General features: G+C 31.7%; 25 protein-coding genes, 2 pseudogenes and 1 riboswitch. Of the genes and pseudogenes, 5 read left to right on the forward strand and 22 right to left on the reverse strand.

What is annotated here, in order from left to right:
* Window positions 1-422: 422 nt before the first annotated feature.
* A pseudogene (locus tag ACK1U5_RS05330) lies at window positions 423-536 on the reverse strand (DUF3954 domain-containing protein).
* 196 nt (window positions 537-732) lie between these two features.
* Between ACK1U5_RS05330 and ACK1U5_RS05335 the strand changes: the two are divergent.
* Window positions 733-1,038: pseudogene (locus ACK1U5_RS05335) on the forward strand (tyrosine-type recombinase/integrase); the annotation flags it as partial.
* 136 nt (window positions 1,039-1,174) lie between these two features.
* Window positions 1,175-2,434: a sensor histidine kinase gene (locus ACK1U5_RS05340; RefSeq protein WP_001987738.1), complete on the forward strand. Its 1,260-nt coding sequence runs from the start codon at window positions 1,175-1,177 to the stop codon at window positions 2,432-2,434.
* 101 nt (window positions 2,435-2,535) lie between these two features.
* On the opposite strand, the gene ACK1U5_RS05345 is transcribed toward ACK1U5_RS05340, so the two are convergent.
* From ACK1U5_RS05345 to ACK1U5_RS05360, 4 genes are all read right to left on the reverse strand, one after another.
* Window positions 2,536-2,643 (reverse strand): YjcZ family sporulation protein, encoded by a 108-nt coding sequence (locus ACK1U5_RS05345; protein ID WP_000120182.1) that lies wholly within the window; start codon window positions 2,641-2,643, stop codon window positions 2,536-2,538.
* Between the two features lie 136 nt (window positions 2,644-2,779).
* Entirely contained in the window at window positions 2,780-3,580 is an 801-nt protein-coding gene (locus ACK1U5_RS05350) for an energy-coupling factor transporter transmembrane component T family protein (protein WP_000556362.1), read from the reverse strand.
* Window positions 3,573-5,273, reverse strand: a complete 1,701-nt coding sequence (locus ACK1U5_RS05355) for an ABC transporter ATP-binding protein (protein WP_069604778.1) — start codon at window positions 5,271-5,273, stop codon at window positions 3,573-3,575. Before ACK1U5_RS05355 ends, ACK1U5_RS05350 begins: the two co-directional genes overlap by 8 nt.
* A gap of 10 nt (window positions 5,274-5,283) precedes the next feature.
* Window positions 5,284-5,832, reverse strand: a complete 549-nt coding sequence (locus tag ACK1U5_RS05360) for an ECF-type riboflavin transporter substrate-binding protein (protein ID WP_001038208.1) — start codon at window positions 5,830-5,832, stop codon at window positions 5,284-5,286.
* Between the two features lie 140 nt (window positions 5,833-5,972).
* Window positions 5,973-6,088: riboswitch (SAM riboswitch) on the reverse strand.
* Between the two features lie 154 nt (window positions 6,089-6,242).
* On the opposite strand from ACK1U5_RS05360, the gene ACK1U5_RS05365 reads away from it, so the two are divergent.
* Window positions 6,243-6,923, forward strand: a complete 681-nt coding sequence (locus ACK1U5_RS05365; RefSeq protein ID WP_000864399.1) for an aspartate/glutamate racemase family protein — start codon at window positions 6,243-6,245, stop codon at window positions 6,921-6,923.
* 91 nt (window positions 6,924-7,014) lie between these two features.
* On the opposite strand, the gene ACK1U5_RS05370 is transcribed toward ACK1U5_RS05365, so the two are convergent.
* The 7 genes from ACK1U5_RS05370 to ACK1U5_RS05400 all read right to left on the reverse strand — a co-directional run bounded on the left by ACK1U5_RS05370 (window position 7,015) and on the right by ACK1U5_RS05400 (window position 16,596).
* Window positions 7,015-8,202, reverse strand: coding sequence for a macrolide family glycosyltransferase (locus ACK1U5_RS05370; RefSeq protein WP_000932165.1), 1,188 nt, complete (start codon window positions 8,200-8,202; stop codon window positions 7,015-7,017).
* 258 nt (window positions 8,203-8,460) lie between these two features.
* The gene (gene lepB / locus ACK1U5_RS05375; RefSeq protein ID WP_000765192.1) at window positions 8,461-8,991 is read right to left on the reverse strand and encodes a signal peptidase I; all 531 of its coding nucleotides are present in this window, start codon (window positions 8,989-8,991) and stop codon (window positions 8,461-8,463) included.
* Between the two features lie 76 nt (window positions 8,992-9,067).
* The gene (locus ACK1U5_RS05380) at window positions 9,068-11,194 is read right to left on the reverse strand and encodes a peptidoglycan D,D-transpeptidase FtsI family protein (protein ID WP_000743768.1); all 2,127 of its coding nucleotides are present in this window, start codon (window positions 11,192-11,194) and stop codon (window positions 9,068-9,070) included.
* Between the two features lie 234 nt (window positions 11,195-11,428).
* Complete coding sequence (locus ACK1U5_RS05385; protein ID WP_001088567.1) at window positions 11,429-13,216, reverse strand: PAS domain-containing sensor histidine kinase; 1,788 nt, start codon at window positions 13,214-13,216, stop codon at window positions 11,429-11,431.
* Window positions 13,217-13,667: 451 nt separating this feature from the next.
* On the reverse strand, window positions 13,668-14,519 hold the full coding sequence (locus ACK1U5_RS05390) for a Cof-type HAD-IIB family hydrolase (RefSeq protein WP_000766385.1): 852 nt from the start codon (window positions 14,517-14,519) through the stop codon (window positions 13,668-13,670).
* 175 nt (window positions 14,520-14,694) lie between these two features.
* Window positions 14,695-15,273, reverse strand: a complete 579-nt coding sequence (locus tag ACK1U5_RS05395) for a cysteine dioxygenase family protein (RefSeq protein ID WP_000954437.1) — start codon at window positions 15,271-15,273, stop codon at window positions 14,695-14,697.
* 108 nt (window positions 15,274-15,381) lie between these two features.
* On the reverse strand, window positions 15,382-16,596 hold the full coding sequence (locus ACK1U5_RS05400; RefSeq protein ID WP_000168014.1) for a cytochrome P450: 1,215 nt from the start codon (window positions 16,594-16,596) through the stop codon (window positions 15,382-15,384).
* Window positions 16,597-16,736: 140 nt separating this feature from the next.
* Here ACK1U5_RS05400 and ACK1U5_RS05405 point away from each other — a divergent pair, with 140 nt between their 5' ends.
* Window positions 16,737-17,234, forward strand: coding sequence for a PadR family transcriptional regulator (locus ACK1U5_RS05405; RefSeq protein ID WP_000289122.1), 498 nt, complete (start codon window positions 16,737-16,739; stop codon window positions 17,232-17,234).
* A 102-nt stretch (window positions 17,235-17,336) separates the two neighbouring features.
* On the opposite strand, the gene ACK1U5_RS05410 is transcribed toward ACK1U5_RS05405, so the two are convergent.
* The 6 genes from ACK1U5_RS05410 to ACK1U5_RS05435 all read right to left on the reverse strand — a co-directional run bounded on the left by ACK1U5_RS05410 (window position 17,337) and on the right by ACK1U5_RS05435 (window position 22,686).
* Complete coding sequence (locus tag ACK1U5_RS05410; protein WP_000046095.1) at window positions 17,337-17,492, reverse strand: DUF1540 domain-containing protein; 156 nt, start codon at window positions 17,490-17,492, stop codon at window positions 17,337-17,339.
* A 70-nt stretch (window positions 17,493-17,562) separates the two neighbouring features.
* Window positions 17,563-18,195: a Vat family streptogramin A O-acetyltransferase gene (locus ACK1U5_RS05415; RefSeq protein ID WP_001069249.1), complete on the reverse strand. Its 633-nt coding sequence runs from the start codon at window positions 18,193-18,195 to the stop codon at window positions 17,563-17,565.
* Window positions 18,185-19,468 (reverse strand): MFS transporter, encoded by a 1,284-nt coding sequence (locus ACK1U5_RS05420; RefSeq protein WP_000106392.1) that lies wholly within the window; start codon window positions 19,466-19,468, stop codon window positions 18,185-18,187. The genes ACK1U5_RS05415 and ACK1U5_RS05420 overlap by 11 nt, the downstream gene beginning before the upstream one ends.
* Window positions 19,469-19,735: 267 nt before the next feature.
* Window positions 19,736-20,971 (reverse strand): cytochrome P450 family protein, encoded by a 1,236-nt coding sequence (locus ACK1U5_RS05425; protein WP_000062127.1) that lies wholly within the window; start codon window positions 20,969-20,971, stop codon window positions 19,736-19,738.
* A 160-nt stretch (window positions 20,972-21,131) separates the two neighbouring features.
* A complete protein-coding gene (locus ACK1U5_RS05430; RefSeq protein WP_000282680.1) occupies window positions 21,132-21,536 on the reverse strand; it encodes a hypothetical protein in 405 nt (134 codons plus the stop codon).
* A gap of 145 nt (window positions 21,537-21,681) precedes the next feature.
* Window positions 21,682-22,686, reverse strand: a complete 1,005-nt coding sequence (locus tag ACK1U5_RS05435) for a DUF1835 domain-containing protein (protein ID WP_448814771.1) — start codon at window positions 22,684-22,686, stop codon at window positions 21,682-21,684.
* Between the two features lie 208 nt (window positions 22,687-22,894).
* Here ACK1U5_RS05435 and ACK1U5_RS05440 point away from each other — a divergent pair, with 208 nt between their 5' ends.
* Window positions 22,895-23,107 (forward strand): hypothetical protein, encoded by a 213-nt coding sequence (locus ACK1U5_RS05440; protein WP_000416828.1) that lies wholly within the window; start codon window positions 22,895-22,897, stop codon window positions 23,105-23,107.
* 328 nt (window positions 23,108-23,435) lie between these two features.
* Here the strand turns inward: ACK1U5_RS05440 and ACK1U5_RS05445 are convergent, their stop codons facing one another.
* The 4 genes from ACK1U5_RS05445 to ACK1U5_RS05460 all read right to left on the reverse strand — a co-directional run bounded on the left by ACK1U5_RS05445 (window position 23,436) and on the right by ACK1U5_RS05460 (window position 26,973).
* Window positions 23,436-23,639, reverse strand: coding sequence for a hypothetical protein (locus ACK1U5_RS05445; protein ID WP_000878372.1), 204 nt, complete (start codon window positions 23,637-23,639; stop codon window positions 23,436-23,438).
* Window positions 23,640-23,759: 120 nt separating this feature from the next.
* The gene (locus ACK1U5_RS05450) at window positions 23,760-24,176 is read right to left on the reverse strand and encodes a DUF3995 domain-containing protein (protein ID WP_000905571.1); all 417 of its coding nucleotides are present in this window, start codon (window positions 24,174-24,176) and stop codon (window positions 23,760-23,762) included.
* 139 nt (window positions 24,177-24,315) lie between these two features.
* Window positions 24,316-25,083, reverse strand: coding sequence for a DUF3959 family protein (locus ACK1U5_RS05455; protein ID WP_113710683.1), 768 nt, complete (start codon window positions 25,081-25,083; stop codon window positions 24,316-24,318).
* Between the two features lie 207 nt (window positions 25,084-25,290).
* Window positions 25,291-26,973, reverse strand: a complete 1,683-nt coding sequence (locus tag ACK1U5_RS05460) for an RNaseH domain-containing protein (protein WP_100619941.1) — start codon at window positions 26,971-26,973, stop codon at window positions 25,291-25,293.
* Window positions 26,974-26,997: the final 24 nt, after the last annotated feature.

Consider the following 26,997-nt stretch of genomic DNA (forward strand, 5'->3'; position numbering starts at 1 on the left):
AAAGCCACAGATAGTTTTTATTAACATTGATAGTATGTGATATTCTTTCTTTAACTACGTTCAAACAACCAGGATAAACCTTTATATTCTGTTAATATTCTTTTCTGTTTTGTCTTACAGAACCTGCAGAGCAGCTAGCTGTTGTTAGCTGCTCTCTTTCTATAAAACCCAAATCACATACCAATTAATTTACTAACATTGAATTTTTCAGAATTTAATAATAATATTTACCTATAAAACCATTACCCTTATACAAAGAGCTATGAGCCTTTCCACTCATGACTCTTTTTTTACGATTTTCACTTCACATCTACGCGATTTTGACTAGCTTCTCGACTAAATCCGTCTGGGTATCTTTCTAAAAATAATCATTTTATCTTTTCAGTAAACTTAGTATCTACACAATCAACCTTACCCTTTATCTAAACCGCAACTTGCTCACCAAATCCGCTCATTGGTGGATTGACTACTGTTACATTTTCGTCCTAAACTATTAAAAGTTTGTTGCTACTAACATCAATTTCTACTTTGTTCATATGTCCATCTACCTTTTACTACCACATGTACTCAACAACATCAGTTTTAAAAGCCACTTCCCAAATAAACTCTTACTGGAATTACTACACGACCTAGCTCGTCCACTTTTCTTGAAACACCTGTTTTTTCATACCTTACTTTCCTTTAGTATTTTTATATTTATTTAGAATCTCATGTAAACGTTTCTTATTACCAATCAGTTCTGCTTATCAAGATTTAGATTTAATTAATTGTAATAAATCAGGTGGGGGGTTATGCAGAAATGCTTTCAGGGAAAAGTTTTATAAGGAAATAAAAAATGCAGCAGTGAAAAAAATTAAAATTCGTAATTTAAGACATCCACACGCAACTATACTATTGAAACAAGGAGTTAATCCTAAAATTATCAGTGAGAGATTAGGTCATACAGACATTTCATTAACTCTTAGGATTTATTCTCATGTTTTACCGAACATGCAGGAAGAAGGAGTAAAAAATTTTGGTAAAAATATCTTTGGATAGCTAACGTTTGTAGAATGTTTGCATTTTATAACAAAAAGCCAAACTAATCTTGTATTAACAAGGTTTATTCACTTTAACATATGTTATTATGTATAATACATATGTTAAGTAAATTCAGAATAACGAGGCAAATATTATGGACTTTGTTTATATTAATCAAAACGTATTAAATAATCTTCTATACATTTTATGTAGTATATTTGTTTTTTATTTCATATATGATAGCCGGCACTATTTAAAGAAATATAAAATACTACTGATTACCCTTTGTTCTAGTATCCCGCTTATTTTATGTATGCGATACCCTATCTATATGGATGAAAGTTGTATTCATGATTTAAGACAAATTCCGGTCATAATAGGTACGCTTTATGGTGGATTCCCTGTCGGTATCATATTGTTTACAATTTTATTAATTACGAGATTTTTATTTTATGGCTTTAACATGCTGACAGTTGTTGTTTACGGAATAATGTTCATCGTTACAGCACTCGCATCTTCAAAATTTAATACATATAATAGAAAACTTAAAGTAGCTTTTTCCATGTTTTTAACCTTTTTCCTAGCAATATTTACAACTTTAATTGTATTAACCTTATCAGATTTTGAAGTGAATAATTTGTATATTATTTATTTCATGGTATTACCGACTACTTTAATGTTATTTATTGTTTATATAAATGAAGTTATTAAAGATGCTGTATTAATGCGCTCAAAATTAATTAAAATGGAAAAAATGGAGATTGTTAGCCAACTCGCTGCAAGTATATCGCACGAAGTAAGGAATCCCTTAACGGTTGTAAAAGGATTTACACAGCTTTTAAAAACACCGAATTTAACTCCTGAGTCAAGAGACGAATATATTAAACATATACTTGAAGAGTTAAATCGTGCCCAAGAAATTATCGATGATTATTTAACGTTTGCCAAACCTGCTCCAGAAAAATTAGATCAAATTTCAATAAAACAAGAGTTAAATCGGGTTATTAATATGATATTGCCATTGTGTAATATGAATACGATACATATTACACAGGATTTTTCTGAGGCAACCATTGTTGGTAATAAACAGCACTTTCAACAATGTTTTTTAAACTTAATAAAGAACAGTATTGAAGCGATGCCTAATGGTGGTACCTTAAATATTTCCTCATCTATCAATAATAGTAAAGTTGAAATACGAATTGAAGATAGCGGAGTTGGAATGTCACAGGAGCAAATACATCGATTCGGTGAACCGTATTTTAGTACAAAAACAAAAGGAACCGGTTTAGGTACAATGGTTGCTGTTAAGATTATTGAGACGATGCATGGAAGTTTAAAAATCCGAAGTATCGTTAGTAAAGGAACGACTTTAACGATTACGTTCCCGAAATATAGTAAGAATACGCATTAAAACAAATAAAAAAGGAGCATAGTCGCTCCTTTTTTATTTGTTTCGATACATAAGTATCTTCAATGTTTTTTTAGTTTACATTTGTGAAGACTAATTAAAAATTAGTATCCTCCGCCCCAGCAGCTGCATCCTACAATTATTAATAGAATGAATAACACAACTAATAAAGCGAAACCTCCACCAAAACCACAAGAACCACCGTAACTCATATTTTCTCCTCCTTTTGGTTTGAAAACTAATAGGTAGTTGATCATTTTAACTGGTTCGTATTATACATTATGTATATATCCCTTTTTTGAGCATGTCTACATAAAAATAAGTAAAAGCACTCGTTTAAAGAGTGCTTTAAAATGGATACCAAAAGTTTTGAAATACGTTTAATTTTAAATATACCGCAACAATAAATATGAAAATACCGGCAAATAAAGCGATGAAATCTTCACGTTTCGCCTTACTTGTATAAAACCATGTACGTTTATCCTTCTTTCCAAATCCTCTTAAATCCATTGCATTTGAAACCGTATCTATTCTTTCTAGAGAATGAATGATCAGTGGCCAGAAAATTAAAACACGGTTCTTCATACGAACCCATAAACTTGCTTCTCCTTTTTCAAAAGCCACCCCTCTCGCTTCTTGCGCGTGTTTAATAATTTTATACTCAGACTGGATGTCAGGAATATAACGTAGTGCAATATTTATTGCATAAGTAATCTTATAATGAATACCAAGTTTACTTAAGTTACTTACAAATTCGCTTGGATCTGTCGTGTAAATAAAAAGAAGTGTAAATGGTAATAACGTAAAATACTTTAATGAAAGTGTAGCTGCATAAAATAATGTTTCATATGTAATCGTTGCATATCCAACATGTAAAAACGCGGTATATGATTCAGTTAATTCAGATCCATGAGTTGGTGTAATCAATAAAATCATGACAGAGTTTAATAAACTAAATGTAAATATGACACTAAAAACAATTAAAATTTTACGAAATGGAATTTTAGCAATGCTGAGCCCGATACACCCAATAATAAATAATATTAGCAACACCCGAAAATCAAAAAACAAAAAAGTAAGCGTCATACAAAAAATAAATAAAAACAATTTCACTATCCCATCCATACGATGAAAATATGTACTATGCACCTTCCTCCCTCCTATTACTGTCTAAATAAAGCTCCATAAATTTTTCTGGACATGCAATCCCACTAAATTTAACAAGCTTGGTTAAAGAACTCTCTCTTAAGTTGGCTCTTTGTAACGTTTCTTGATCGCCTAATACATCAAACACTGTATTATCCGCAATAATTTTCCCTTCATGTAGAACTACTGCACGGTCTGTATATTCTAGCGCGAGATTCATATCGTGAGTGATAAAAACAAATGAAATTCCCTTTTTAGCTAGGTTTTTAATAAAAGACATAAATTGTTTATAGTGATAATAATCTTGTCCCGCTGTCGGTTCATCTAATATGATAAGTTTAGGATTTGTTGTTAATACAGATGCGATTGTTAATCTCTTTTTTTGCCCATAGCTTAGTGCTTGAATTGGCCAATTACGAAATGGATATAAACCACAAATTTTTAAAGTTCCTTCTACTCTATTCTTAATTTCTTCCTTAGAAAAATTATGTAATGTTAATGTAAATGAAACTTCTTCAAAAACAGTAGGCTGTGTAATCATATGATTTGGATTTTGCATCACGTAAGATATGATTTCCCCACGTTTACGAATAGACCAAGAACTAATATCTTCACCTTTTAACAAGATTTTCCCATTTTTCATTTTGTTTATGCCTATAAGACTATGAGCTAATGTTGATTTCCCTGCTCCATTATGTCCTAACAGTGCCACAATTTCTCCTTCATATATTGAAAGGTTTACATTTTCTAATACTTTTTGTTTATTAGAGTATGAAAATGATAAATTCTCCACTTTAAGTAATTCCTTGTTTTTAGTATTCCCTTTTAATATGACTTGTTTCTCCATCCACTCTTTTATAACATTGCTTACCTTTTCTTTTTGAAGGTTTTCCATTGGATATATTACGTCATTATTACTATCAAAATGTAATCTCTTTAATGCTTCGATGTAAATAGGCTCTCTTAAGCCGATACGTGGTAATATATTTGACGCTAAGATTTCTTTTGGTGTTCCTATCGCAATGACTTTACCTTCATCAATTAATATAACTTTGTCTAAATCCAGGTTTAAAATTTCTTCTATTCTATGTTCGATAATAACAATCGTTTTATTATATTGTTCATGTATATCTTTCATAAGTTTTATCGTATGTAAGGCGCTTAGTGGATCTAAATTAGCTAACGGTTCATCGAACAATAATATATCCGCATTTGTTGTTAATAAACCCGCTAGAGAAACTGTTTGCTTTTGACCTCCTGATAATTCATGTGGACTTTGTTTATGAAACGTATGCATCTTCACCTTTCTTAATGAGTCCGAAACAATCTTTTTCATGTCATCTTGCTTTACACATTCATTTTCTAAATAAAAAGCTACATCTTCTTCTACTGTCAGACCAATAAATTGAGCATCTTGATCTTGCAAAATTGTTCCTACCTGTTTACTTTGTTCAAAAATACTTCCTTCCCTCGGGTCTTTACCGGCAATTAAAACGTTACCTGTACTATTCCCTTCGTAAGAAAATGGGATTAGCCCATTTATACAATGAGCTAATGTCGACTTTCCTGAACCACTTCGTCCAGCAATTAGCACTTTTTCCCCAGGGTATATATGAAAGGTAATATCACTTAAAGTAGGCTGCGCAGCATGCCCATATTGAAAGGTGAATTGTTCAAACGAAATAATTGGTTGCATGTTGACATCCCTACTTTTCAATTTTTAAATGTGTATGTTTCTTATTGGATTTCGCCAGACCAATTGTAAGTGGCAATCCAAGTACTAAGAAAACGATGACATCGGAAATTGTTGCTCCTAATACTTGTATAACAATTTTGTCAAATGGTTCCCCCATCACAATAATATCGAATGCCCCAGCAAATATAATAGCAATGACAATACCAACTAGCCCAGTAATTGCTAAATAAGAAATATCCCCCTTCTTAAATGACCCGTTTTTCACACTAAAACCAACTCTTTTTTGAATAAGCCCCATTGAAAAACCAATAATACCTGAACTAATAACCCATCCCCACCAAATACCCCAGCCAGCAATCGTATCTGTTACGGTATGACCGATAAGTCCGATTAACAGTCCTGCCACTGGACCAAATAATGCTCCAAAAACAGTTAATATAGCTAATGCTGGTTTAATAAATGTATTCGGTGCAATAGAAAATCCCCAAAGTCCTAATATCCCGTATAATGCTGCTCCAATACCGATTGCTACTACTAACTTTGTTGATAATTTGTTCATGACAATTCCCCTCTCATATTAGTCAACTTTTATTACTCTATATTTAATTTAAAAATGAATTATGCATCGACACTCCCTTTCTATACAACAAAAAAATGACCTCTTACATAAGAGGTCATTTTCTTTCACGTTCAAGAATCCTCTTATCTTTCAAAAAACACATCGTGTCCTCTGCGGAATTAGCACCTTCCTATAAAATTGCATAGGGGTTGCTGAGGTTTCTTAGGGCCGTTCCCTCCACCTCTCTGGATAAGTATTAATTTGTAATTCGTATTATGGCACTAAAGAATGTTAATTTCAACACTTTTCTTACTATTTTTATTTTTTTGTTAAATAGATCATTTAAATCATTGTATTCTTATCGGAATTATGAAATAATAAATTCAAAATCGTTTCGGGAGGAATGCATTATGAAAGTTATTGGTTTGATTGGAGGATTAAGTTGGGAATCTACATCATTATACTATAAACATATTAATACACTTACACTCTCTCAATACGATCAAAATGCAAAGTTAGTTTTATATAGTATGGACTTTGGTGAAGTAACTACTTTATTACAAAATCATCAATATGAAGAAGTGAAAAATGAACTAGTTACAGTTGCAAAGAAAGTTGAAAAATCTGGGGCTGAATGTTTATTAATGTGTTCAAATACCGTACATCTATTTGCCGAGGAAGTAGAACAAGCAATATCTATCCCGCTTCTTCACATTGGTGATGTAAGTGCTAAAGAAATGGTAGAACAGAGTATAAAGCGTATCGGACTATTAGGAACAAAACAAACGATGGAGCAAGATTTCTATAAATCACGATTAGCGAAATATAACATTGAGACAATTATCCCAAATGAAGAGGAAAGAACCTTTATCCACCATGTCATATTAGATGAATTAAGTAGAGGGATCATTTCAGAAACATCTAAAGAAAAGTTATTACAAATTACAAAATCATTAATTCAAAACGGCGCTGAAGGTATATTATTAGGCTGTACTGAAATACCTTTACTTATCTCCCAAAATGATCTTACTGTTCCCGTTTTTGATACTGCTTTTTTACACGCAAATACTGCTGTGCAATTTGCTGGATAAGAATATACAAGCATAAAGGTGAGAACCTCTATGCTTGTATACAGTTACGACTATTTATCCCGCTATTTATGGGTAGTAAAATCCCTACCGATTAAAGTTTTACTTTATTTAAAAGAGATTCAATAACTGCAATTGCTTCTTTTGAACCACCACATTCTAAAAAGCTATCATTAAGTTTTCTTATACCATGTTTATACTTTTCATTTGAAAGAACATCTGTTACGGCCTCTTTTAAAGTGTGCACATTAACATGTTCTTTCAATAGTCTATGTGCCGCTTCAAGCTCAGTTAATCTTTGCGCTATCATTGGCTGGTCTTTATCATGCGGTATTATTACAAATGGGACATTATAATGAATGGCATCGTGTACGCTATTCATACCGCCATGTGTAATAAAAACATCTGCTTCATTTAATATTTCTGATTGAGGTACATATGGAGCAATTATAAAATTATCTGGTGCTTTCTTAATTTTAGAAATATCATTTCTATCACCAATTGCCATTACAACTATCCCATCAAAATCTGAAAAAGTATCAATACAAGTATTAAAGAATGGTTCGAGTCCTTCAAGCAGTGTTCCCATTGAAATATAAATAACTTTCTTTTCTTTAAGTGATTCCAGTGGAAACTTTATATTTGTTTTACGCTTTGAAATACTCGGTCCAATAAAAATGTTATTTTCTCCGAACGATTCGTTATTAGGTTGGAAATAGCGACTTGTGTATACGAGACAAACATCACCCTTATTATTCATAAATTGAAGATTATTCTTTGGTTTTACTCCAAATTTATGTTCCATCTGATTTAGTAATTTTTCAGAGATTTCCTCTGGTTGGAATGGCATATCTGCATTTGGATGAAAAGGTAATGTCTTCAAAAATTCTGGCGGAATTAAAAATATAGGTGAGGACACTACACCTGGAACTTGTAAATACTCCTTTACTAACTCTCCTGCGCCAAATATATCATAAATTACGAAATCAAAATTTATACTTTCACATAATTGTTTCGTAATTTCTAATATATATAAAGAAGTTTGAACATGCACATGAAAGAAAGCATTTAACCCAGATGAGGTTTCAGCATCAATAGAAATCTCTTTTAATAGATCCGGATGAATATGTACAGTAGCTCCTAAATCTTCAATTCTATCCTTAAAGTTTGCCGTTGTAATATAATGTACGTTATCCCCTCGTTTAGTAAAAGCTTTTACTAAATTTAATGTAGGGTTTACATGTCCCTCTGCTGGAAAATTAACCACTAAAATATTTAGCACTTATTCCTCACTCCTTACATTTCATTGTTTTAATTAAGCATACTGTTATTTGTACAAGTAATCTTCCCCTAATAGTCCTAATATGCTTGCTACATTATATTGATAAATAATTTTCAGTCATCAACATAAAAAAAGCATCTACCTATGTAGATGCCTAACCGTGATAAGGAGTGTTCTGTGAGGTTAGAACAAGCTTTTCTGCTTGTCCTATGCTATTAATATATGATTGATTTTATAAAACGTGAATCGTTAATAGAATTATTTTATCCATTTTATATGATCAAATGGATAAAATACCATTTCTACTTTACCTATTATATTTGACTCATCAATAAGTCCAAGTGTATTCCTACTATCTTTACTATGATTACGATTATCACCTAACACAAATAATTTATGCGTAGGAACTTTTATTTCTCTAAAATTTGAAAAACGATTGGATACTTGTGACATATCTAAATGTATATACGACTCATCACGCTTTTTACCGTTAATAAATACCTCATCCTTTTTTAGTTGTATATTATCCCCCGATAATCCAATAATTCGTTTCACATAGTAAGTAGGCTCGTCTTCTTTTTTTATAATGACAACATCTCCATGATGAAAAGACGATAAACAGACATTTACCTTATTAACAAGTATATAATCTTTTTCATTCAAAGTAGGTTGCATCGAAATTCCTTCTACCATACAAAATAAAAAGGACTTATTAATAAAAATAACCCCTATTATAATTAATATGTAGCTACATATGTTCCTCCAATATTTTAGAATAAACAGCTTCATATATACCTCATTTCTAATCTATCCCCAGATAAAAACGCCTCTAGTTTACAGGAATGCTAGAGACGTTTCGTACATTTTAATTCTCTTTAGAGGCATCTGTTTTTGGCGCTTCACCAGTTAACCGCTTATTTTTCAAATCAAAATAAGCATCTAAAACTTCTTTTCCAATATCGGAGTTAATGCCCGATTTATCATTTTCAACCCACGGTACTACAACAGAAAATGCTACTTCTGGATCATCATATGGCGCATATCCAGCTAATGTTAAGTTATAACATTCTCTACGATCGCCTTTCGCATTTCGCCCAATTGCATTTTCTCCACCATATACAGTTTGTGCGGTCCCTGTTTTACCAGCTGGTTTATATGGTGCTTTTTGGAACGCTCTTACTCCTGTTCCATCTCCTTCTTGAAATACTTTTCTAAATCCTTCTTTTACTTGATTAATATATTCTTGTTTCATATCGATTCTATTTAAAACAACGGGTTCTATTGATTGTACTACTTTACCAACCTCATTTTTTTGAACGGTTTGTTCTCTAATCTCTTGAACAATTTGTGGTTTCATTCGATATCCTCCATTTGCGATAGTCGAAATATATTGTGCAAGCTGAAGTGGCGTATACGTATCATATTGCCCAATAGAATAATCTAATAAGAAACCAGGCTGATTATCTTTTTTTCCAATTTGCCCTGCAGTTTCATTTGGTAAATCAATACCAGTTTGTACACCTAGTCCAAATTGCCTGAAATAATATCTCATTTTATCAAAATATTCTTGTTTAATATCTAGTGAACTATTTTTCACATAATCCACACCAGCAATTTTTAATGCTATATTAAACATATAAACGTTTGAAGAAACTTGTAACGCTCTTAGATCGTCTATATCACCAAAATTTTTCCAAGACTTCTTTTCCTTAGTTCCTTTAAACTTCATAGGTGCATCATAAAAATGTGTTCCAGGAGTTATTGCATTTGTTTCAAACCCTGTTAACACTGTCGCACCTTTAACCGTTGATCCAAGCTCATATGAACTTGTCAGCGTGCCTAAAGCATAATCTTCTACTTCCATTTTCCCGTCTTTTTCTACAAGCCTTTTCCCAGCCATTGATAATACTTGGCCATTTTTAGGATTCATCATCACTACGAAAGCACGGTCTAACATTGATTCTGATCCTTTATATTGTTTTAATATTTTTTCTATGCTCTCCTCTACTTTTTTTTGCAATTCCATATCTATTGTTAAAGTTAAATTTTTACCGCTTTTTCCTTCCGAAACCGTTTCCGTTCTAATAGTATTTCCTTGTTTATCAGCAATGCTTCTTACTTCTTTTTTTGTACCATGAAGTACATCTTCGTATTGCTGTTCGATATAACTTTTACCGACCCTATCATTTCGGCTATAATCACGCACTAAATAATAATCTAATCGTTCACGTGGCAATCCTTCATCAGCGTTTGAAACGTTACCAAGAACAGAACGGAATAGACCATCATTTACATAGATTCTCTCCCAATCAACTGATGCGTCTACTCCTGGAAGGTTCGCTAAATTTTCACTAATCACCGCATATTCCTGTTCACTAACGTCCTTTTTAATAATTTGAGGTGCCATTTGAAAACCTGAGGTCATTTTACTTTTAATAGCTAACACTTCTATATCTTTAGCCGTTAGTTCTTGAAGATTTTTATCTGTAACGCGTTTCCTTTTTAAATCTTCTATTTTTTTGTCTAGCTCTTTTCCGGTAATATCCTTATCTCGGAACTTATCTATTTCTTTTTTTGATACTAAGTCTTGAGCAAGTTCTGGATTTAATTGCATCCAAAAGTCTTTCTTATCAGTCTCAGTTAACTTATCTATATCTTCTTGTGGCATTTCAATAATATCTGCAAGTTGTCTTGCTGATTTTAATATTTCTTCTTGTTTTACACCTTTCACCTTTGTATATGTAATCGTACGTAAAGACTTATTATCAACTACTGGATTTCCTTCACGATCAAATATTTTCCCACGTGGTACAGAAAGGCCCACGGTTGCATTTTCTCTCTTCTCTAATTCATTTTTATATGTTTCTCCATCAAAAATTTGCACTTTCCCTAATTGAATAATAATGCCAGAAAATAATAAAAATACACAAAGGAATAAAATATTTAACCGGAGAGGTACTACTCTACCACTTTTCTTCTCTTGCTTTTTCACTTTGTCATAATCTCCTCCTTACAATATTTCAAATAATAATCACATTTCTATATTAAAAGTAATGTACAATTTCTATACATTGCTTTGTACAAATATTAATATAATGTTTAAAACTTAATAGAAATTAAAACAAAGTTAAAGAAAAGGTAAAGTTTACTAAATTAAATATAAAAAATACCCAATAACAAAAAGCTTAGTTTTCACTAATCGCTTTGTTATTGGGTATTAATTGATTTAAGAATTACTACTAGTGCGTATTGCTATACATTTATCGTCACAATTAGAAAGAGATTGTTTACTTAGTACTTTCGGTAAGTAAATAGTTACTGTTGTCCCGATACCAACCTCGCTCATGATACTAATTGTCCCTTGATGACTTTCAATAATTTTATAACTTAACATTAATCCAATACCAGTCCCTTTTTCTTTCGTACTATAAAAAGGTTCACCTAATCTCTTAATTCTTTCTTCAGGTATTCCTATTCCTTCATCTATTACATGAATGATGACACCATCATCATTTATTTCTTTTATGTGAATTGAAATTTCCCCACCATTTGGCATAGCTTCGATTGAATTTTGCAAAATATTAATAAATACTTGTTTCAATTGATTTTCTGAGCATTCAATAATTATATCTTTGTCATCCGTAAATAGTTCAACTTGAATATTTGTCATAATTGCTTTTGTATTCATTAACGATACGACATTTTTAAAAATTTGATAAATATTTTTCTTTTCTGTATTTATCTCATCTGTTTTAGCAATTGCCAGAAATTCTTGCAGGATCGCTTCTATCCTTTCAATTTCAGAGAGCATAAGATCAAAATATTTTTCTTGATCTTCTTTATTAATTTGAAATAACTGTATAAATCCTTTAATTACAGTTAAAGGATTTCTTACTTCATGAGCCACGCCAGCTGCTAATTGACCAATTGCTGCAAGCGTATCTGATTTATTTAGCAATTCTTCTGTCTTTTTTCTCTCTGTAATGTCGCGTACAATAATCATAATTTTATCATGTAATAATGGTAAGCACCTAGCCTCAAAGAAATTAATACTTCCATTAAGTGTGAGTGGATATTCTACAATTACATTCGTTCCTTTTTCCTTCACTTGATTAATGGCTTCCTGAAACTGCTGTGCTACTGAAGATGGTAATACTTCGTAAAACTTTTTTCCCATAAAAGCTTCTGCAGGTACGTAAAACTTTGTAGGAGATCCTGCCTTGTAATCTATAATTGTGCCATCATCTTCTGTTAAGAAACATAAATCTGGTAAAGCTTTAAAAATTAATTCCAGTTCAGATGTTTGTTGTTTTAACTGCTCTTCTATCGCTTTTAAATGTGTAATATCTACACCAACAGCCCAATAACTATATCCTGTTACAGGAAACTGTTCTGATATATTCGACCACATTATTGTTTTGACTTCACCATTTTTACATGTTAAGTGCATTTCCCAATCTCTGAAATTTTTTCCACAAGTTAAAAATTTCTTTTGTATTTGATGGCGATAATTATAATCAGGATACAGTAATTGCAGTGCATTGGGATTTCCAATTATTTCTTCAGCGGTATAACCTGTTACAATTTCACATTCTCGATTCCACAAAACAAAATCTCCATTATAATCAAGCGCATCGACCATAACAGGCATGTTTTGTAAAATCGTATGTAGTTCCTCCTCTTTCCGAGAAAGCAATGTTGTATTTTTGCTTTGAAATACTTTTATTGCGCCATCTAAAATTAAACTTGAGAGCATTTCAAAGTATTTTTGACAACTGAAAATTTCGCTTTTTTTGGACCATACAACAAAAGATCCTAAATGTTGATTGTATAAGAAAATGGGGATTTCAATCTTTGGAAGTTTACTCTTTTTTATCTCATTCATTCCGAATGAAAAAACACACTGTTTTTCAGCATCAAGAAGTTGATGTGATATGTTAGTTAATTTATAAAATTGTTCTGCCATGGTTTCTATTGTACTCACATCAATAAGTTCCATTAGCCGCGAATTCATTCCTTTTTCACCTCAATATGTAAAATTAATACAAATCTAAAATTCATACTTCTCCATTATACGAAGAAAGCTAGTGTAGGTATATAGCTGTAGAATAATTATTCGAACAAATTTTATTTTTCAATTAAAATAAGAAAAGAATATATATACTGAATATACCTTTAATTAGTATATATTTCGTTGATTCCTCACTTATTGTCTAGGTAACTTGAATTCCTTCTTACATTCACTGAATTTTCACTTGAGAGTCATACGCGTCACTAATAGCGGTATAAACATGCAATAAGTATAAAGTTCATAAAATATTCACAATTTTTATGAAAAATATAAACATTTATTCCAATATATTCTATATAATAAAATGTAATAAGGCTTCTATGAATCTCATAGAATACCTTACCCCTAATAAAAAAGAAAAAAGAATCCATTTGGATTCTTTTTTCTTTTTTAATTACATTACATATTTATATAAAGCATGTGCCACACCATGTTCTTCATTTGATAACGTTTCGTATTTACACATTGCTTTTATTTCTTCTACTGCATTCCCCATTGCAATTGATATGTTCGCTTTTTCCATCATAGAAACATCGTTTAGCCCATCACCTATCGCTACAGTGTTTTCAACTGGAATATTAAGATGTTCTGCTAAAGTATATAATCCATTCCCTTTTTGAGCATCTCGATGATTAATCTCTAAATTGTGCCAATATGAAGATGTAATTGCTAAATCTGTATTATGAAGAAATGTTTCTTTGAGTTTTTTTAATTTCTCAATTTCATAAGAAAATGGTAATAGTTTATGCACATGTATATCTGTTTCTACAATTGGTTTACAACTTTCCGCACTATGAAACGCTGTATGCTCAAGATATAATGCTGCGATTGTTTCTAACTCTTTCAAGTCGAAATTTTCTTTTGAATTCTTCACATGCTCAATTTCATTACGTACACTCTCTACTCCATAATCCGGCACATACACACCTTTATCAGTATAGAGCTGATAATATAAACCATTCTCTTCAAGATATTCTACAATTTCAAGTGCCTGCATATTTTGAATTGGATATCTCTTCATCATTTTTTTATCTTTATATATAAGAGCACCATTTTCCGCAATGATTGGACACTCTAAATCAACTTCTAACAATAATCGCTCAATGTCAACAATTGAACGTCCTGTACAAATTGCTACAACATGGCCAGCTTCTTGACATGTTCGAATTGCTTCTGCATTTTCTTTACTTATCATTTTATTCCCCGAAAGAAGAGTTCCATCTAAATCAATTGCGATTAATTTCATTATTTCTTCACCACTTTCTATAAATACACGAGTTCTAATTAATTATTAGGTATCGTTTTCATACAATCCTCGTGAGGTACTTCTTATTTATAATTTATGAAAAGCGTTTCAGGTCAAGAAATAATTAAAAATAAAATCCAAAGCTTTTCTTTTTAAAAAAGCTTTGGATTTTAAACTATGAATTATAACTAATGTATTTTGTCTCACACATGTACACATTTTTTTCTTCAGTTGGTATATATACTTTAAACTTTTCTAACCGTTTTCCATAGACATGAATCGTAATAACGCTTTCATTTTTGCTAATTTCAAGAATATGACAATCCGCTGGTGGAATTACTTTATCTGTTTCTCCTTCTCCCAAATAAAGATTTCCTGTATGTGTTAAATAAACAAGTGAATTTCCAAGTTGTTTCGTTTGTATAAAGTTCTGCACCATAATCCTTCCTGAAAAAACGCCTTCTACTCCCCATGTGCCGTCATGATCATGTAAAGGTGTAGATTGTCCATCTTTCCATACGAGAGCTAGTACTTCAAAACGTTTGAGCGGATCTTCATACAATAAATGTCGTGCATATTGAGTCAAATTGGCCTTCTGTTTATCTAACGGAAGCCATGTTTTCTTTTCTAAAAGTTCTTCTAGTAACTTTTCAATGCCACACACTATTTCTTCTTCAAATAAACCGTTTTCCATAAGATCTGTAACACCTTTAATAAACTTTTGAAATGATTTACTTCCATTACAAGTCAACATAAGAATCCTCCTCTACGTTTTATACAATTCCATATTAAGGTGATTACCGAAAACTCACAATTGAGAAACAAAAAACAAGATGCAAATGTATGCACCTTGTTAAGATTTTTATTTAGCTTTCAATCGAATAGGTAAGTATTTTAATGTTTGTTCATTTTCCAATATACATTTTTCTAAACAGAAAGATGGAGATAGCTCTATTTTTTCAAAAGCATTTATAAAGGTAGTTAATGCAATCTCAGCCTCTAAACGTGCAAGTGGTGCTCCTAAGCAAAAGTGAGGACCTTTCCCAAAGGTTAAATGCTTTTCATTTCCTGTTCGATGTACATTAAATTGAGAGGCTTGTGAAAATTTTTTCTCGTCTAAATTCGCTGCACTAACCCACGCAACAATCATCTGATCCTTTTTCATTAAAGAACCAAATATATTTGTATCCTCTGTAATCCTCCGGGCTAATGTAACAGGAAAGCGATAGCGTAATACTTCCTCAATCGCTTTTGAAATTAAGTTAGGTTCTTTTCTTAACTCTTCATAAATTCCAGGTGAATCTACTAAAAAGCAATAAAAGCTATTAATAATTAAATTTGTAGTGGTTTCATTCCCAGCTGCTAGTAAACCTAATGAAAAGGTTACAATTTCTTCATCGGTTAATCTTTCGCCTTCATATTCAGCTCGAATTAAATCAGAAATGATATCATCGGTTAAATGATATCTCTTTTCCTGAACAATCGGTAGAAGGTATGCTTTGAATTCATTTAATGCTATCCCTTTCTCAGCATCCAGATCATTAAACTTTTCTTTACTATACGGCATAAATAAAATATCAGACCATTCTTTAATTTTTTTACGATCTGTTGTTGGGACTCCTAATAAATCAGAAATAACGGTAACAGGTAAAGGTGCAGCAAACTGTTCAACGATATTAACTTCACTACATTTTTCGATATGTTGTACAAGTTCATCTGCGATAGCCTGTATTCGAGGTTTCCACTGTTCTAAACTTCTTGGAGTAAATGCCTTAGAAACAATGGAACGTACATTGCGATGTTCTGGTGGATCTGTAGAGTTTATATTTATTCTAGTTTCTAAAGGAGGGATTGAGAATTGTCTGCGCTCCCTTCTACTTGAAAATAAGCGATAATCTGATAAAACACGATTTACATCATCATATAAAAAAACATTCCATACATCCTGCTCTTCATCATAATGAACTGGGTGATTATCCCTCATCAAACGATACCATTCATATGGATTCCATAATTCTTCTTTTGTTTTCAGCTTTGAAATTTCATGAACTAAAATAACATTTTCAGGTGAAGCCATAGTTCTTTCCTCCCTTTTCTTTTACAATAAAAGTGATAGGTCGGCAGTTCAAAGTTGTATAAACTATCATATGTTATTTTAACATATACTAAAGGGGATTTTTCATTAAAGAACTTGAGAAATATATAAGGGGGATTTTTATGTACGTTGATATTTTACTACTAGCAGAATTAACGACCGGACCAAAACATGGATATGAAATCAAAAAAAATGTTCAAAATCGTTTAGGTGAGAATTTTGAATTAAATCACAACATGCTTTACCCTGCCCTTCGGCGCTTTGAAAATATGGGTGCTATAACGAAAAAAATACATAAACAAGTTGGAAAACCAAACCGAAATATGTACGATATAACAGAAACAGGAGAAGAAATTTTTTCTGAAATGTTACGAGAGTTTCCCGAAAAACTTGCGACAAATAATGCAGAATTTCTTGTTCGTATCGCGCTATTTGAAAAACTTGAATATGAAGCTAGAAAAGAGATTTTGACTGTACGTCAAAACGTACTACATAGTCAACTTACCGCTATTCAGTCTCTAGAGGTTACCTCAGCCTTTATTACTGAAGTCATTGAATTTAGTAAATCACGAATTGAACATGAATTGAGTTGGATTACATCACTTATGAAGAAAATATGAAAAAATAACAAAAAAAGCTAAAATTAATGAATGAAAATGATATTTATTATCAATACTATCATTAATAAAAGGGCAACCACGATTTGGCTACCCTTAAAGAATTTACACTTCTGGATCAAATGTTTTGCAATCTGTTTCTTCCGTTGTAGATGCATGTTTACCTTTATGACTTACTACGTAAATTGCCTCTGCACTACATTTATTACCGTTCGCCCAAAATTTACAGTTGTTTACTTCACATAAAACGTCTTGTGCCATAGTATCACACCTCCTTGTTCTATTATCATTAACAAAATTCGGAGGTATGATACTATTTGTCATCCATTTTTCATTCCCTTTTTAGCTTTCTTAATGGTTCAATATCTCCGCGTACAATAGCATCAATATTTCCAGTTATTTTTTCAATATCAAAATGCCACCATTGAATTTGCAATAATTCTTGAATTATTTCATTTGAAAATCTCTCTTTTATTTTATTTGCAGGGTTTCCACCAACAATTGTATATGGTGCGACGTCTCTAGTCACAACAGATTTAGCTGCAATGATTGCACCATCCCCTATTTTTATTCCGGGCATAATTGTTGTATCCATACCAATCCAAACGTCATTTCCTATAACTGTATCACCTTTATAAGGTAAATCAGACAAACTAGGTGTATACTTCTCCCACCCATTTCCAAATATATTAAATGGATATGCCGAAAATCCATCCATCCGATGATTGGCTCCGTTCATAATAAAGTTAACTCCAGATGCAATACAACAAAACTTTCCAATAGTAAGGCGATCTCCAAGAAATTCATAATGATGTAATACTCGATCTTCAAATGTTTCTCCATCTTTCGCATCATAATAAGAATAGTCACCAACAAGTATATTAGGTTTTGTTATTATATTTTTTATAAATTGAACGTTTTGATTTCCTTCAATAGGGTATTTAACATTTGGATTAGGATTCATTTTGTATAGCACTTCCTTTACCACTTATTTCACTTTCTACCGCTATTACTGGCTTTAAATTGTATATAGGTAAAATAAACAATAATCCAATTATAAAAAGTAAAGCCGTCCCTTCATACATCATACTTAATGAAAACATCTCTTTTAATGGGCCAGCTATACTCATCGTTACTACCATTGAACCGGTAAAAAGCGGACTTAAAATACCATTTACACGACCTATAAAATCGGTATCGCTATTTTGAATAATAAGCGTATTAATACCAATTTGGATACAAGGAAGAGCTAAACCACTAAAAAGCTGCGCTGTAAGTGTCACCCATAAATTTGTAGAATATCCTATAATGCCAATACCAATTGCTTGACCAAGCATACCGATAATTAACATCTTTTGCGGAGCAACGTTTTTCGCAAATACCATTGCTAATGCTCCGCCAACAATCATTCCCGCACCATTTACTGTTAGTAGCCACTGTAAACTCTCTTTTGATAATCCTAACTGCTCAGTCACAATAAATATACCTAATGGCTGAATTAATCCTATACCTAGTCCTGCAGCCATAAAACAAAGCCCTAGCAAAGTTAATGCTTTTTTCTTTTTGACATACTTAATACCATCCTTCATCTCCTGCAACAGAGTGATATCCTTCTTTTCTACGGCGTTTTCAAGATCTTTCGGAAGGAATAACAATACAACTGCCGCAAGTAAAAACGAAATACCTGTTATGATGATTGAAATATAAATTCCAAAACTATGAAAGATAAATGTCCCTAGTATTGGTCCTAATACCATAAATATTGCAAATATCGTTTGATATATAGACATTGCTAATTGAATTTGTTCCGTTGATAAATGTTGTTTAAACAACTTCATTCCAGATGGTTGTGAAAACTGTGAAAGGATTGCAGAGATGAGTGTCACAAAAAACACAATTTTCCACGTTCCAAACATAAGCGTAATTAATACAGCGAATACTGAAATGGAACTTAACGTTTCACACCATATCATTGTCTTCTTTGGCTTCCACCTATCAGCAAAAGTACCGCCAATAAATGAAAAAATAAAAATTGGAGCGAATTCAGCAACTGAAATCATCGAAATAGCAAAAGCATCACCTTTTGTCATTTCCATTACATATAGTAATACCGCAAAGTTGCGAACCCATATTCCTATTTGTAAAAATAATGCTGATGCTAAAATCCCTTGAACAAACCGATTTTTTAATACTTGTGATACCCCATTGTTTTGTTTCGTTACTACATTTGTCGACATAAAAAAGCCTCCCATTTCATGTTCTGAACAGGAGGCAGCACAAATCATATAAAAAGACTATATATTCGCAGAGCGAAATACATCCCTTTTCTATAAATGTACAGACTAACCCTATTCAGAAGAATATTTCGTTTTTTAACGAAGATCTCTTACAAATAGAATTAGTTGATCATTGGGATGTTTTCACCCTTCCGTTTCGAATTTAAATAACACATACATACTCTATGTAAATCATTTTCGATGTATGCATGTCTCCTTTTAACTATTCTAGAAAGTTAAAGGCAATTCCTCTAAAGAACGCATTAAATAGTTACCTTGCCATTTAATTTCTTCACGATTCCCTTTTATTTGTAGTTCAGGCATTCGATTAAACAAAGTAGTAATAGCAATCTTTGCTTCTAACCTCGCAAGTGGAGCGCCTAAACAGAAATGGCTACCATGACCAAAGGCAATATGACGATTATTTTCCCGAGTAATATCGAATACTTCTGGGTTTTCAAATACAGTTTCATCACGATTTGCAGAAGCTAAGGCAATGACAACCATATCTCCTTTTTCGATTGTTCTGTCGTGAATTTGAAAAGGTTCCGCTGCCCATCTTGCAGTTGTAACCTCAACTGGAGAATAATAACGCAATCCTTCCTCAATAGCCGAATCAATTAGTTTTGGATTATCTTTTAATAACTGTAATTGATTTGGATTTTCAAGAAGTGCTAATACCGTATTTGTAATTAAATTCACTGTCGTCTCGTGTCCTGCTACAATTAATAGCATTATCATTGAATATAGTTCCCGAGCGCTAAGTTTATGCCCTTCACTCTCTGCAAGTATTAAAGCACTCACTAAGTCTTCTTTTGGCTCTTTTCGTTTAATATCAACTAAATATTGAAGATATGTAATAAACTCAGATAGTTGTTTTTCGGTCTCTTTTATTTCTTCAGGTGTTTCTGGTGATGCAATAACAGCATGAGACCAAATTCTAAATTTCGCTTGATCTTCTTTTGGAATACCGAGCATCTCACTTATTACAATAATCGGTAATGGAAATGAATAATCATCCACAAGATTTAATGTACCTTTTCGCTCTATATCACTTATCAAATCATCTGCTATTCTCTCAATTCTTTTGTCTAATTGTGCAATCATCTTCGGTGTAAAAGCTTTTTGAACTAAAGATCGTAAACGACTGTGGTTAGGTGGATCTGAATTTAGCATATGTGTTGTTAAGTGGTCACTATTATCAACGGAAAGATACATGTTCTTTATATCTTGAGAAAACACATTTGTCCAATCTTTTTTTAAACGATTATCTTTTAAAAGTGGCAGAGCATCTTCATATCTAGTAATGAGCCATTCTTTACCGATTTCAACTTGGTTTACAAATAATATAGGTTGTTTTTTTCGCGATTCTTTATAAATTTCATACGCATCTTCTTTAAACTGAGCTGAAGCTAAATTAATGCCATCCTCTATGCTTAACCCAACTTTGTTTTTCATTGACATTGTATTCCCTCACTCTCATTTGTTTTTGAAAATCAACCCAACATATGCATTATACTCTAATAAAAACGTGAAAATTGTAAATTTTTAATCAAAATCTTACTTCGTATATTGAAAAATAAAAAAGTGAGAGAGTAAAATCGTTTCACTCTCCCACTTCTCTTTATGCGAAGCACATAAAATTACTAATTTGTTGATAGCGATAACTTACTTTACGACGACGACCACCTTGCCACGTGTAACCTGACACTCCATTTCTTCTCACTTCAGTCGGGAAGAACCATAAATCTCTTCCGAAAGGACCAGGACGATGTAAGCGTAAATAGCCCCATCTTCCTAGACAGTTACACATCCATGATTTCATATTACCTGGTTGTGCTGGAGAAGCAAATGTAGACGGTAACGACGGCGCTTGTGACGGAGGTGGTGACGTTGGAGCATCTTCTGCATCATCTGGTCTGTAATCTTCTTGTTCAATATCTCTCACTTCATTTGTAGGTTCATACCCGTAGTCATGTGGATTATAATACATCGCTTGATCATATGGATAATTTTGTTGGTTATACATATTAACAAATCACCTTCTTTTCATTCATTACCTTTACCATTCATATGTGATATGTCCTCTCTGGGAAGCTTATGTATAGCCCAAATTCAACTTAAAAAGCTCGTATTATTAAAAATACGAGCCTTTCAAAAATAGAATGTGTTTATTATTTCCTTAACTTCACACTATAAAAACGCATTTCATCTAACGAACCTTCAAATTCAAATACTTCTTGTTTAATTAATTGTTTCAAGCGATATTCTAAGAAAGTATCTCCAACTAATTGTTCAACAAGACCAAGTGCTTCACCAATTACTCTAGGAGCTTTGAGGAACTCTCGATCAGCACCCACACTTTTCGCGCATTCAATTATAAATTGATCAAAATAATCTTCCTGTACAGAATGCACTTCATTTTCTTTCCACACTCTTAAACATTCTATGCTTTCCGATAATCTATCCCACTTATTTTCAAACTTCATGCGCTTCTCTTCAGTTAAATAAGGTAGCTTTATAAAACTTTTTTGGAATAGAGCTAAACTTTCAGGTGGTAATTCTCCCGTTCCACGAATATCATACTCTTGTTTTAATATTTCTCTACTTGCTTCAGACGTATTAATAACTCGAATATTTTTCTTATCCTTTAATTGTGCCATTACAAAACTTAGGCCTACATGTTCATGTGCATTATCAGCCTTCCAAATTGTAATAGGCGTTTCAACAGGAATAGTATGTAGTTCTTCTATAGTTGCTATAAATCTTGATAAATATTCTTCTTCAAAATAACTATCATAAGCAGTTAAGTTATTTATTAACCACTTCTGTCTTGCTAGTTGCCCCTCATTCGTATGCAACCTATATATCGGTCCAATTGAAAAGAATTCCGAAAAAGCAACAACACTCTCTTCAAATAATTCTTCTTGACTTAACATATATTTTAAGCAACCAGCCGTTGAATCATCAAAAGCAATATGTACGTGCGTACTTTCTTTTACATTCCTTTTATAAGTAGGATTACTCGTTAATTGTTTCGGAATATCCATCAAATTTTTAATTGTATCTTCACTGTAGTTTTCTTCTAATAAGTTTAACTGTATGAGAATACTTTGAAGTAAATCTTTAGCCTCATCTTCGTACATATCCTCTACAGCATTTTTAATTTTATCTATCACACAAACCCCTCTATTCATTTCAAAAATAACGTAGATTATAGTGTATCATTTTAGTATAGTTCTTTAAAGTCAAATTCAGATTGCTACAGCAATCTGGATTTTCAACAAAAGCTCTCCTTATATTTTTGAATTGCTAAATATTTTACTTTGAAAATCTTTGTATCTAAATGTATAATTATATAAAAACAAAAATATAGGAGCTATATTTATGGAGAAAGTACTTACTAATTATAAACATTACTTAAAAAATTGGAGATTTATATTTATTTGCATACTACCTGCTATTGCCTTATTCGTTACTTTCTATGTCATCTTCGAACTACTGTTTCATCAAAATTTCTACTTATCTAACTTAATTTCTGCTATCATATTATTTTTAATATTTATTAACGTTAAAGATAAATTTAACATTAAAGGCTAAAGAACACTATTTCAAAATAGCCCTTTATTATTGCATCCTACTATAAAATAAGACTCGTAGTAGATTTTCATAAAAAATAAGAGCACCCTGCAATTGGATGCTCTTATGTGATTAGAGGTTTTTTCTGAGTATTAAGTAGGACACGAAGATCTTGTCCTACTATATAATATATGCTTGTACTTATTATTTCGTGCATGTATTAAGAACCATGTTCAGGTACTTAATATATGCATAGTCATTGCTATAAAATCTACTCAAATATTTACTGTACGATTATCATATTTATAAATTAAAAAACATCCCTAATGGATGTTTTTTATCTAACATTTTAAGCTTCCATAAACTTAGCCGGTACACCAATTTTTTCAACTACAGAAGATATATTAGTAGGATTAATCATTACATTTTCAATACATACTAATTTATTTTCTAATATCCCATTCTCTGTAGTAATAAGTTCTTTAAACCGATCTAAAGTCATTGAGAATTTATGTTCACTTCCACCATTCATACTAACTTTTACATACTTCATAGTGTCACCGCCTTTCATAATAATTTACATTTCGACAAGAAGGCGCTTACATCCTTTTTATTTACTCTTAGATTTCTCACGTTTACATATATGTTGAGAAAAGAAACTACTATTATTCACTCACAAAATTATTGCTAATAAGAAAGATAAAGATAAAAATGCACAAAGTGGAATATATAAACCAGTATCCATTCTTGCAAAGTGCGTATCTTTTTGTCGTTTAAAGATACCAAAATAGTTAAACTCACCAATCACTCTAATAGAAAAGACAATCATACAAATCCAGGAACCGACTTGAATAATAACATTAGGAACTGCAAAATGAACAATATTTGCTTGTTGCAACAAAATTATTGCTGCCATACTTAATAATAATGCAATGAACAATGTCATTCCGGCGCGAGGTGTAAACGCCTTTTCCCCTGATTTAGTTGGAATAACACTATTTGTCCCCCAATTACCTCCGAAAGCCCAATATACATGTAAAAAGCTAACTAAGAATAATATGCAAGCAGATATATATGTAATGATAAGCATTTTATCCTCCCCTTATTTTAGTTCCTATCTATAAAATATGCTATTCCCCTCCGCAATAGCAACCTTCATTTCATTACATAAAAAAACCGTAATGATTTATCAATATTAAGATAAGTCATTACGGGGTTATTAAACTTCATTATGCATTATACCTATTTCTTCGGCGTTCCATCCTTGTTTGACCTTGAACTGCATTTTCTTTGTATGGATCTATTTTCTCTGTCCTTTCATATGTTGCAACTGGTTCTTCGTACTTATATTCATGGATTTTTTCTGGCATTTTACTTTTAGATTCTTTCCCACCAAACTTAAATAGTTTCATCCTTAATTTCGGTAATCTTGGAAGACGAATCTTAAATGATAATCTTTTGCGTTTCTTTTTTGGTCCAAGTAGATTTATATTTTCTTTATTATTATCTTTCTCTTTGCGGTGAATGAACATCGCAAGTAATCCTCCTATTACAAGTCCTCCAATTAATAGTAATATATATACATAATGGCTTGTCATTAAACTCGTTATGCGTTCAAGTATGAATAACGACTGTACTTCTTTTATATCCCATAGTAAAGCGGCCCATAATGAGAATAAGCCCAAAGTAAGTCCATATGTACGAAAACGGAATAAACATGGAATTAACGCGACACATGCAGCAATTTTCGCATTTGCTATGATTGAGCTTGTTGAAATATCTTGATGCCAAATAACTAACAGTAATGTTATAAATGGCGCATACGCTATCCAACTGCATATACGTGAATACATCTTTTTAGCAAAATAACTACCGAAACTAGTAAAAAATAAAAGCCCTCCAATATATATAGATTGTTCTAGAGGGATTTGCTTTGTAAGTCCTGCAATTGGAAAGAGGCCGCTCAGTAGCATTAAGAGCACATCTAATTTCTTCACAATTCCCCATTCCTTTCAAATTTTTTCAATTAATAAAAATTATTTTTCCATATGAAATAGTTTTTGTATTTCTAAAAAACATATTAATCCTGTCTGCACATAAAGTAAATATGTAAACGAAAAGATACTTGACAAAGGATATCCTTATTTACATAAAAAAATGACAAATCCTGATCGATATAACGAGCAGGATTTGTTTACTAGTATTTAAAGTAGAATAATTGAATCTTTCTTTTCTACTTTTACTACATCTACATCCAATTCATCATCAAATTCTTTAAACTCTCTTGCATCTATGTCAGTAATATAACTCTTTATTACCTTTTCCATATGCATGGAATATGTCATGTGTACATTCTTTTTCGAAAGCATACTAGAATTACAGCACATGTAATGTATCATTTTAGCGATATAATCCCTTTCTACAGGTTTTACACCTAATGGTAGAATTTCAAGTATATATCGCTGAAAAATCCCACTACAATTAAGGGAATATTCACCAGTGCTATAATACATCCCTTTTTGATCTGCATATAAGCCAATGCTATCTAAAGCATCATCACATTCTATTAAACCGTAACTTGGTACATCAAAACCTGTATTTATTCTAATAATATTTAAATTTGGAACCTTTAACACCTCTGGAACAATATCAGGTAAAATATCTGTATTAATTTCTTTATTTTGTAACTCTTTTATCCAATACCTTCTCAAATTTGCATCTACAATGAAATAAACTTGTTCATTTTGTTCTTTTGCATATTGTACAATTTCCATTAATGTTTCGGAAACATATTGTTTAAAAAGAGCTCCCATATCATTTCTCTTTGATGGTTGTGGTAAAAATGCATTATGTTTATTTATATTTAATAATACGTAATCAATCGTTTGCCATTCTGTATTCCCATATAATTTATATAAAATTTCTTTTCCTTTTATTTTTGAAAGAATAGGTAAGAAATCAAATTTCGATATTCGTTCAATTGATAAATTAACATATATACAAGGTAAATTTATCTTATTCCAACTACGCTTCAAAAATCCTTTTTGCTCTAATAAACTAAAAACACTATTTACAATTGTTTTACGCGATACACTTTGGCCTATAAATAAATTAATAAATGTTGAAATACGGTTTGCTCGTGCAAATCCCTCTCTAATGATTTGTTTTGGATCAATTTTTTCTCGTCCATCACAATTTTTCAATGCGATTAATGCTAATGTCGCATCACTGCGCTCGCCCGCGGTAGCATAGACAGCTTTCGTAACATCATCTACAAGATTTGTTTTATATTTTTGGCAATATTGCATTTTATATGGATTTTGTAACACCTTTTCAATATTGTATCTCACAACCTTTAATAACACTGGAAAATCTGTATTCAATACGTAAGTATTTTCACCAACTTTAGTCAAAATAATTTCACTATCAAGTAATGCTTGTTCTATTTCCAGCACTATATTTTCAGACCAAACCTCTAATGTTAATGTCTCTAATCCTTTTGGTGCAAATAAAGGGAATAATTCATTTTTGTTATTTGTTGCTACATTTTTACATTCTGGAAGTATTGTGAAATAAGAGAATTTACGCTGAAATTCTTTAAATAAATACTCTCTTTCCTTTACTTTTATACCCGGTTCTATTTTAGTACCTTGAACTTTATAAATTCTCTCATTGTATGGAAATAACACCCTTTTATTTTCCCCTACAATATAATCTTTCGAATATTGGAGAATATGGTCTAAATCCACCTCTCCCCCTATTTGAAAATCATCTTTTAAATTTCTAAATATTTTAATCCATTTCATACCGGTTGTAGCTTGTTGTATTTTTAGTTTTACAAACCGTATTTTTTTATTATTTGACGCAAACTCTGAGGTAGAAATCAATATCATGCCTCGTTTCCGTCTTAA

Source organism: Bacillus sp. XB1 (assembly GCF_053557995.1).

Coding starts and splice junctions, on each gene's coding strand:
- ACK1U5_RS05340 (WP_001987738.1), top strand. CDS start 1,175: ATGGACTTTGTTTATATTAATCAAAACGTATTAAATAATCTTCTATAC.
- ACK1U5_RS05345 (WP_000120182.1), bottom strand. CDS start 2,643: ATGAGTTACGGTGGTTCTTGTGGTTTTGGTGGAGGTTTCGCTTTATTA.
- ACK1U5_RS05355 (WP_069604778.1), bottom strand. CDS start 5,273: ATGCAACCAATTATTTCGTTTGAACAATTCACCTTTCAATATGGGCAT.
- ACK1U5_RS05360 (WP_001038208.1), bottom strand. CDS start 5,832: ATGAACAAATTATCAACAAAGTTAGTAGTAGCAATCGGTATTGGAGCA.
- ACK1U5_RS05365 (WP_000864399.1), top strand. CDS start 6,243: ATGAAAGTTATTGGTTTGATTGGAGGATTAAGTTGGGAATCTACATCA.
- lepB (WP_000765192.1), bottom strand. CDS start 8,991: ATGAAGCTGTTTATTCTAAAATATTGGAGGAACATATGTAGCTACATA.
- ACK1U5_RS05385 (WP_001088567.1), bottom strand. CDS start 13,216: ATGAATTCGCGGCTAATGGAACTTATTGATGTGAGTACAATAGAAACC.
- ACK1U5_RS05390 (WP_000766385.1), bottom strand. CDS start 14,519: ATGAAATTAATCGCAATTGATTTAGATGGAACTCTTCTTTCGGGGAAT.
- ACK1U5_RS05395 (WP_000954437.1), bottom strand. CDS start 15,273: ATGTTGACTTGTAATGGAAGTAAATCATTTCAAAAGTTTATTAAAGGT.
- ACK1U5_RS05400 (WP_000168014.1), bottom strand. CDS start 16,596: ATGGCTTCACCTGAAAATGTTATTTTAGTTCATGAAATTTCAAAGCTG.
- ACK1U5_RS05405 (WP_000289122.1), top strand. CDS start 16,737: ATGTACGTTGATATTTTACTACTAGCAGAATTAACGACCGGACCAAAA.
- ACK1U5_RS05410 (WP_000046095.1), bottom strand. CDS start 17,492: ATGGCACAAGACGTTTTATGTGAAGTAAACAACTGTAAATTTTGGGCG.
- ACK1U5_RS05415 (WP_001069249.1), bottom strand. CDS start 18,195: ATGAATCCTAATCCAAATGTTAAATACCCTATTGAAGGAAATCAAAAC.
- ACK1U5_RS05420 (WP_000106392.1), bottom strand. CDS start 19,468: ATGTCGACAAATGTAGTAACGAAACAAAACAATGGGGTATCACAAGTA.
- ACK1U5_RS05425 (WP_000062127.1), bottom strand. CDS start 20,971: ATGTCAATGAAAAACAAAGTTGGGTTAAGCATAGAGGATGGCATTAAT.
- ACK1U5_RS05430 (WP_000282680.1), bottom strand. CDS start 21,536: ATGTATAACCAACAAAATTATCCATATGATCAAGCGATGTATTATAAT.
- ACK1U5_RS05440 (WP_000416828.1), top strand. CDS start 22,895: ATGGAGAAAGTACTTACTAATTATAAACATTACTTAAAAAATTGGAGA.
- ACK1U5_RS05445 (WP_000878372.1), bottom strand. CDS start 23,639: ATGAAGTATGTAAAAGTTAGTATGAATGGTGGAAGTGAACATAAATTC.
- ACK1U5_RS05450 (WP_000905571.1), bottom strand. CDS start 24,176: ATGCTTATCATTACATATATATCTGCTTGCATATTATTCTTAGTTAGC.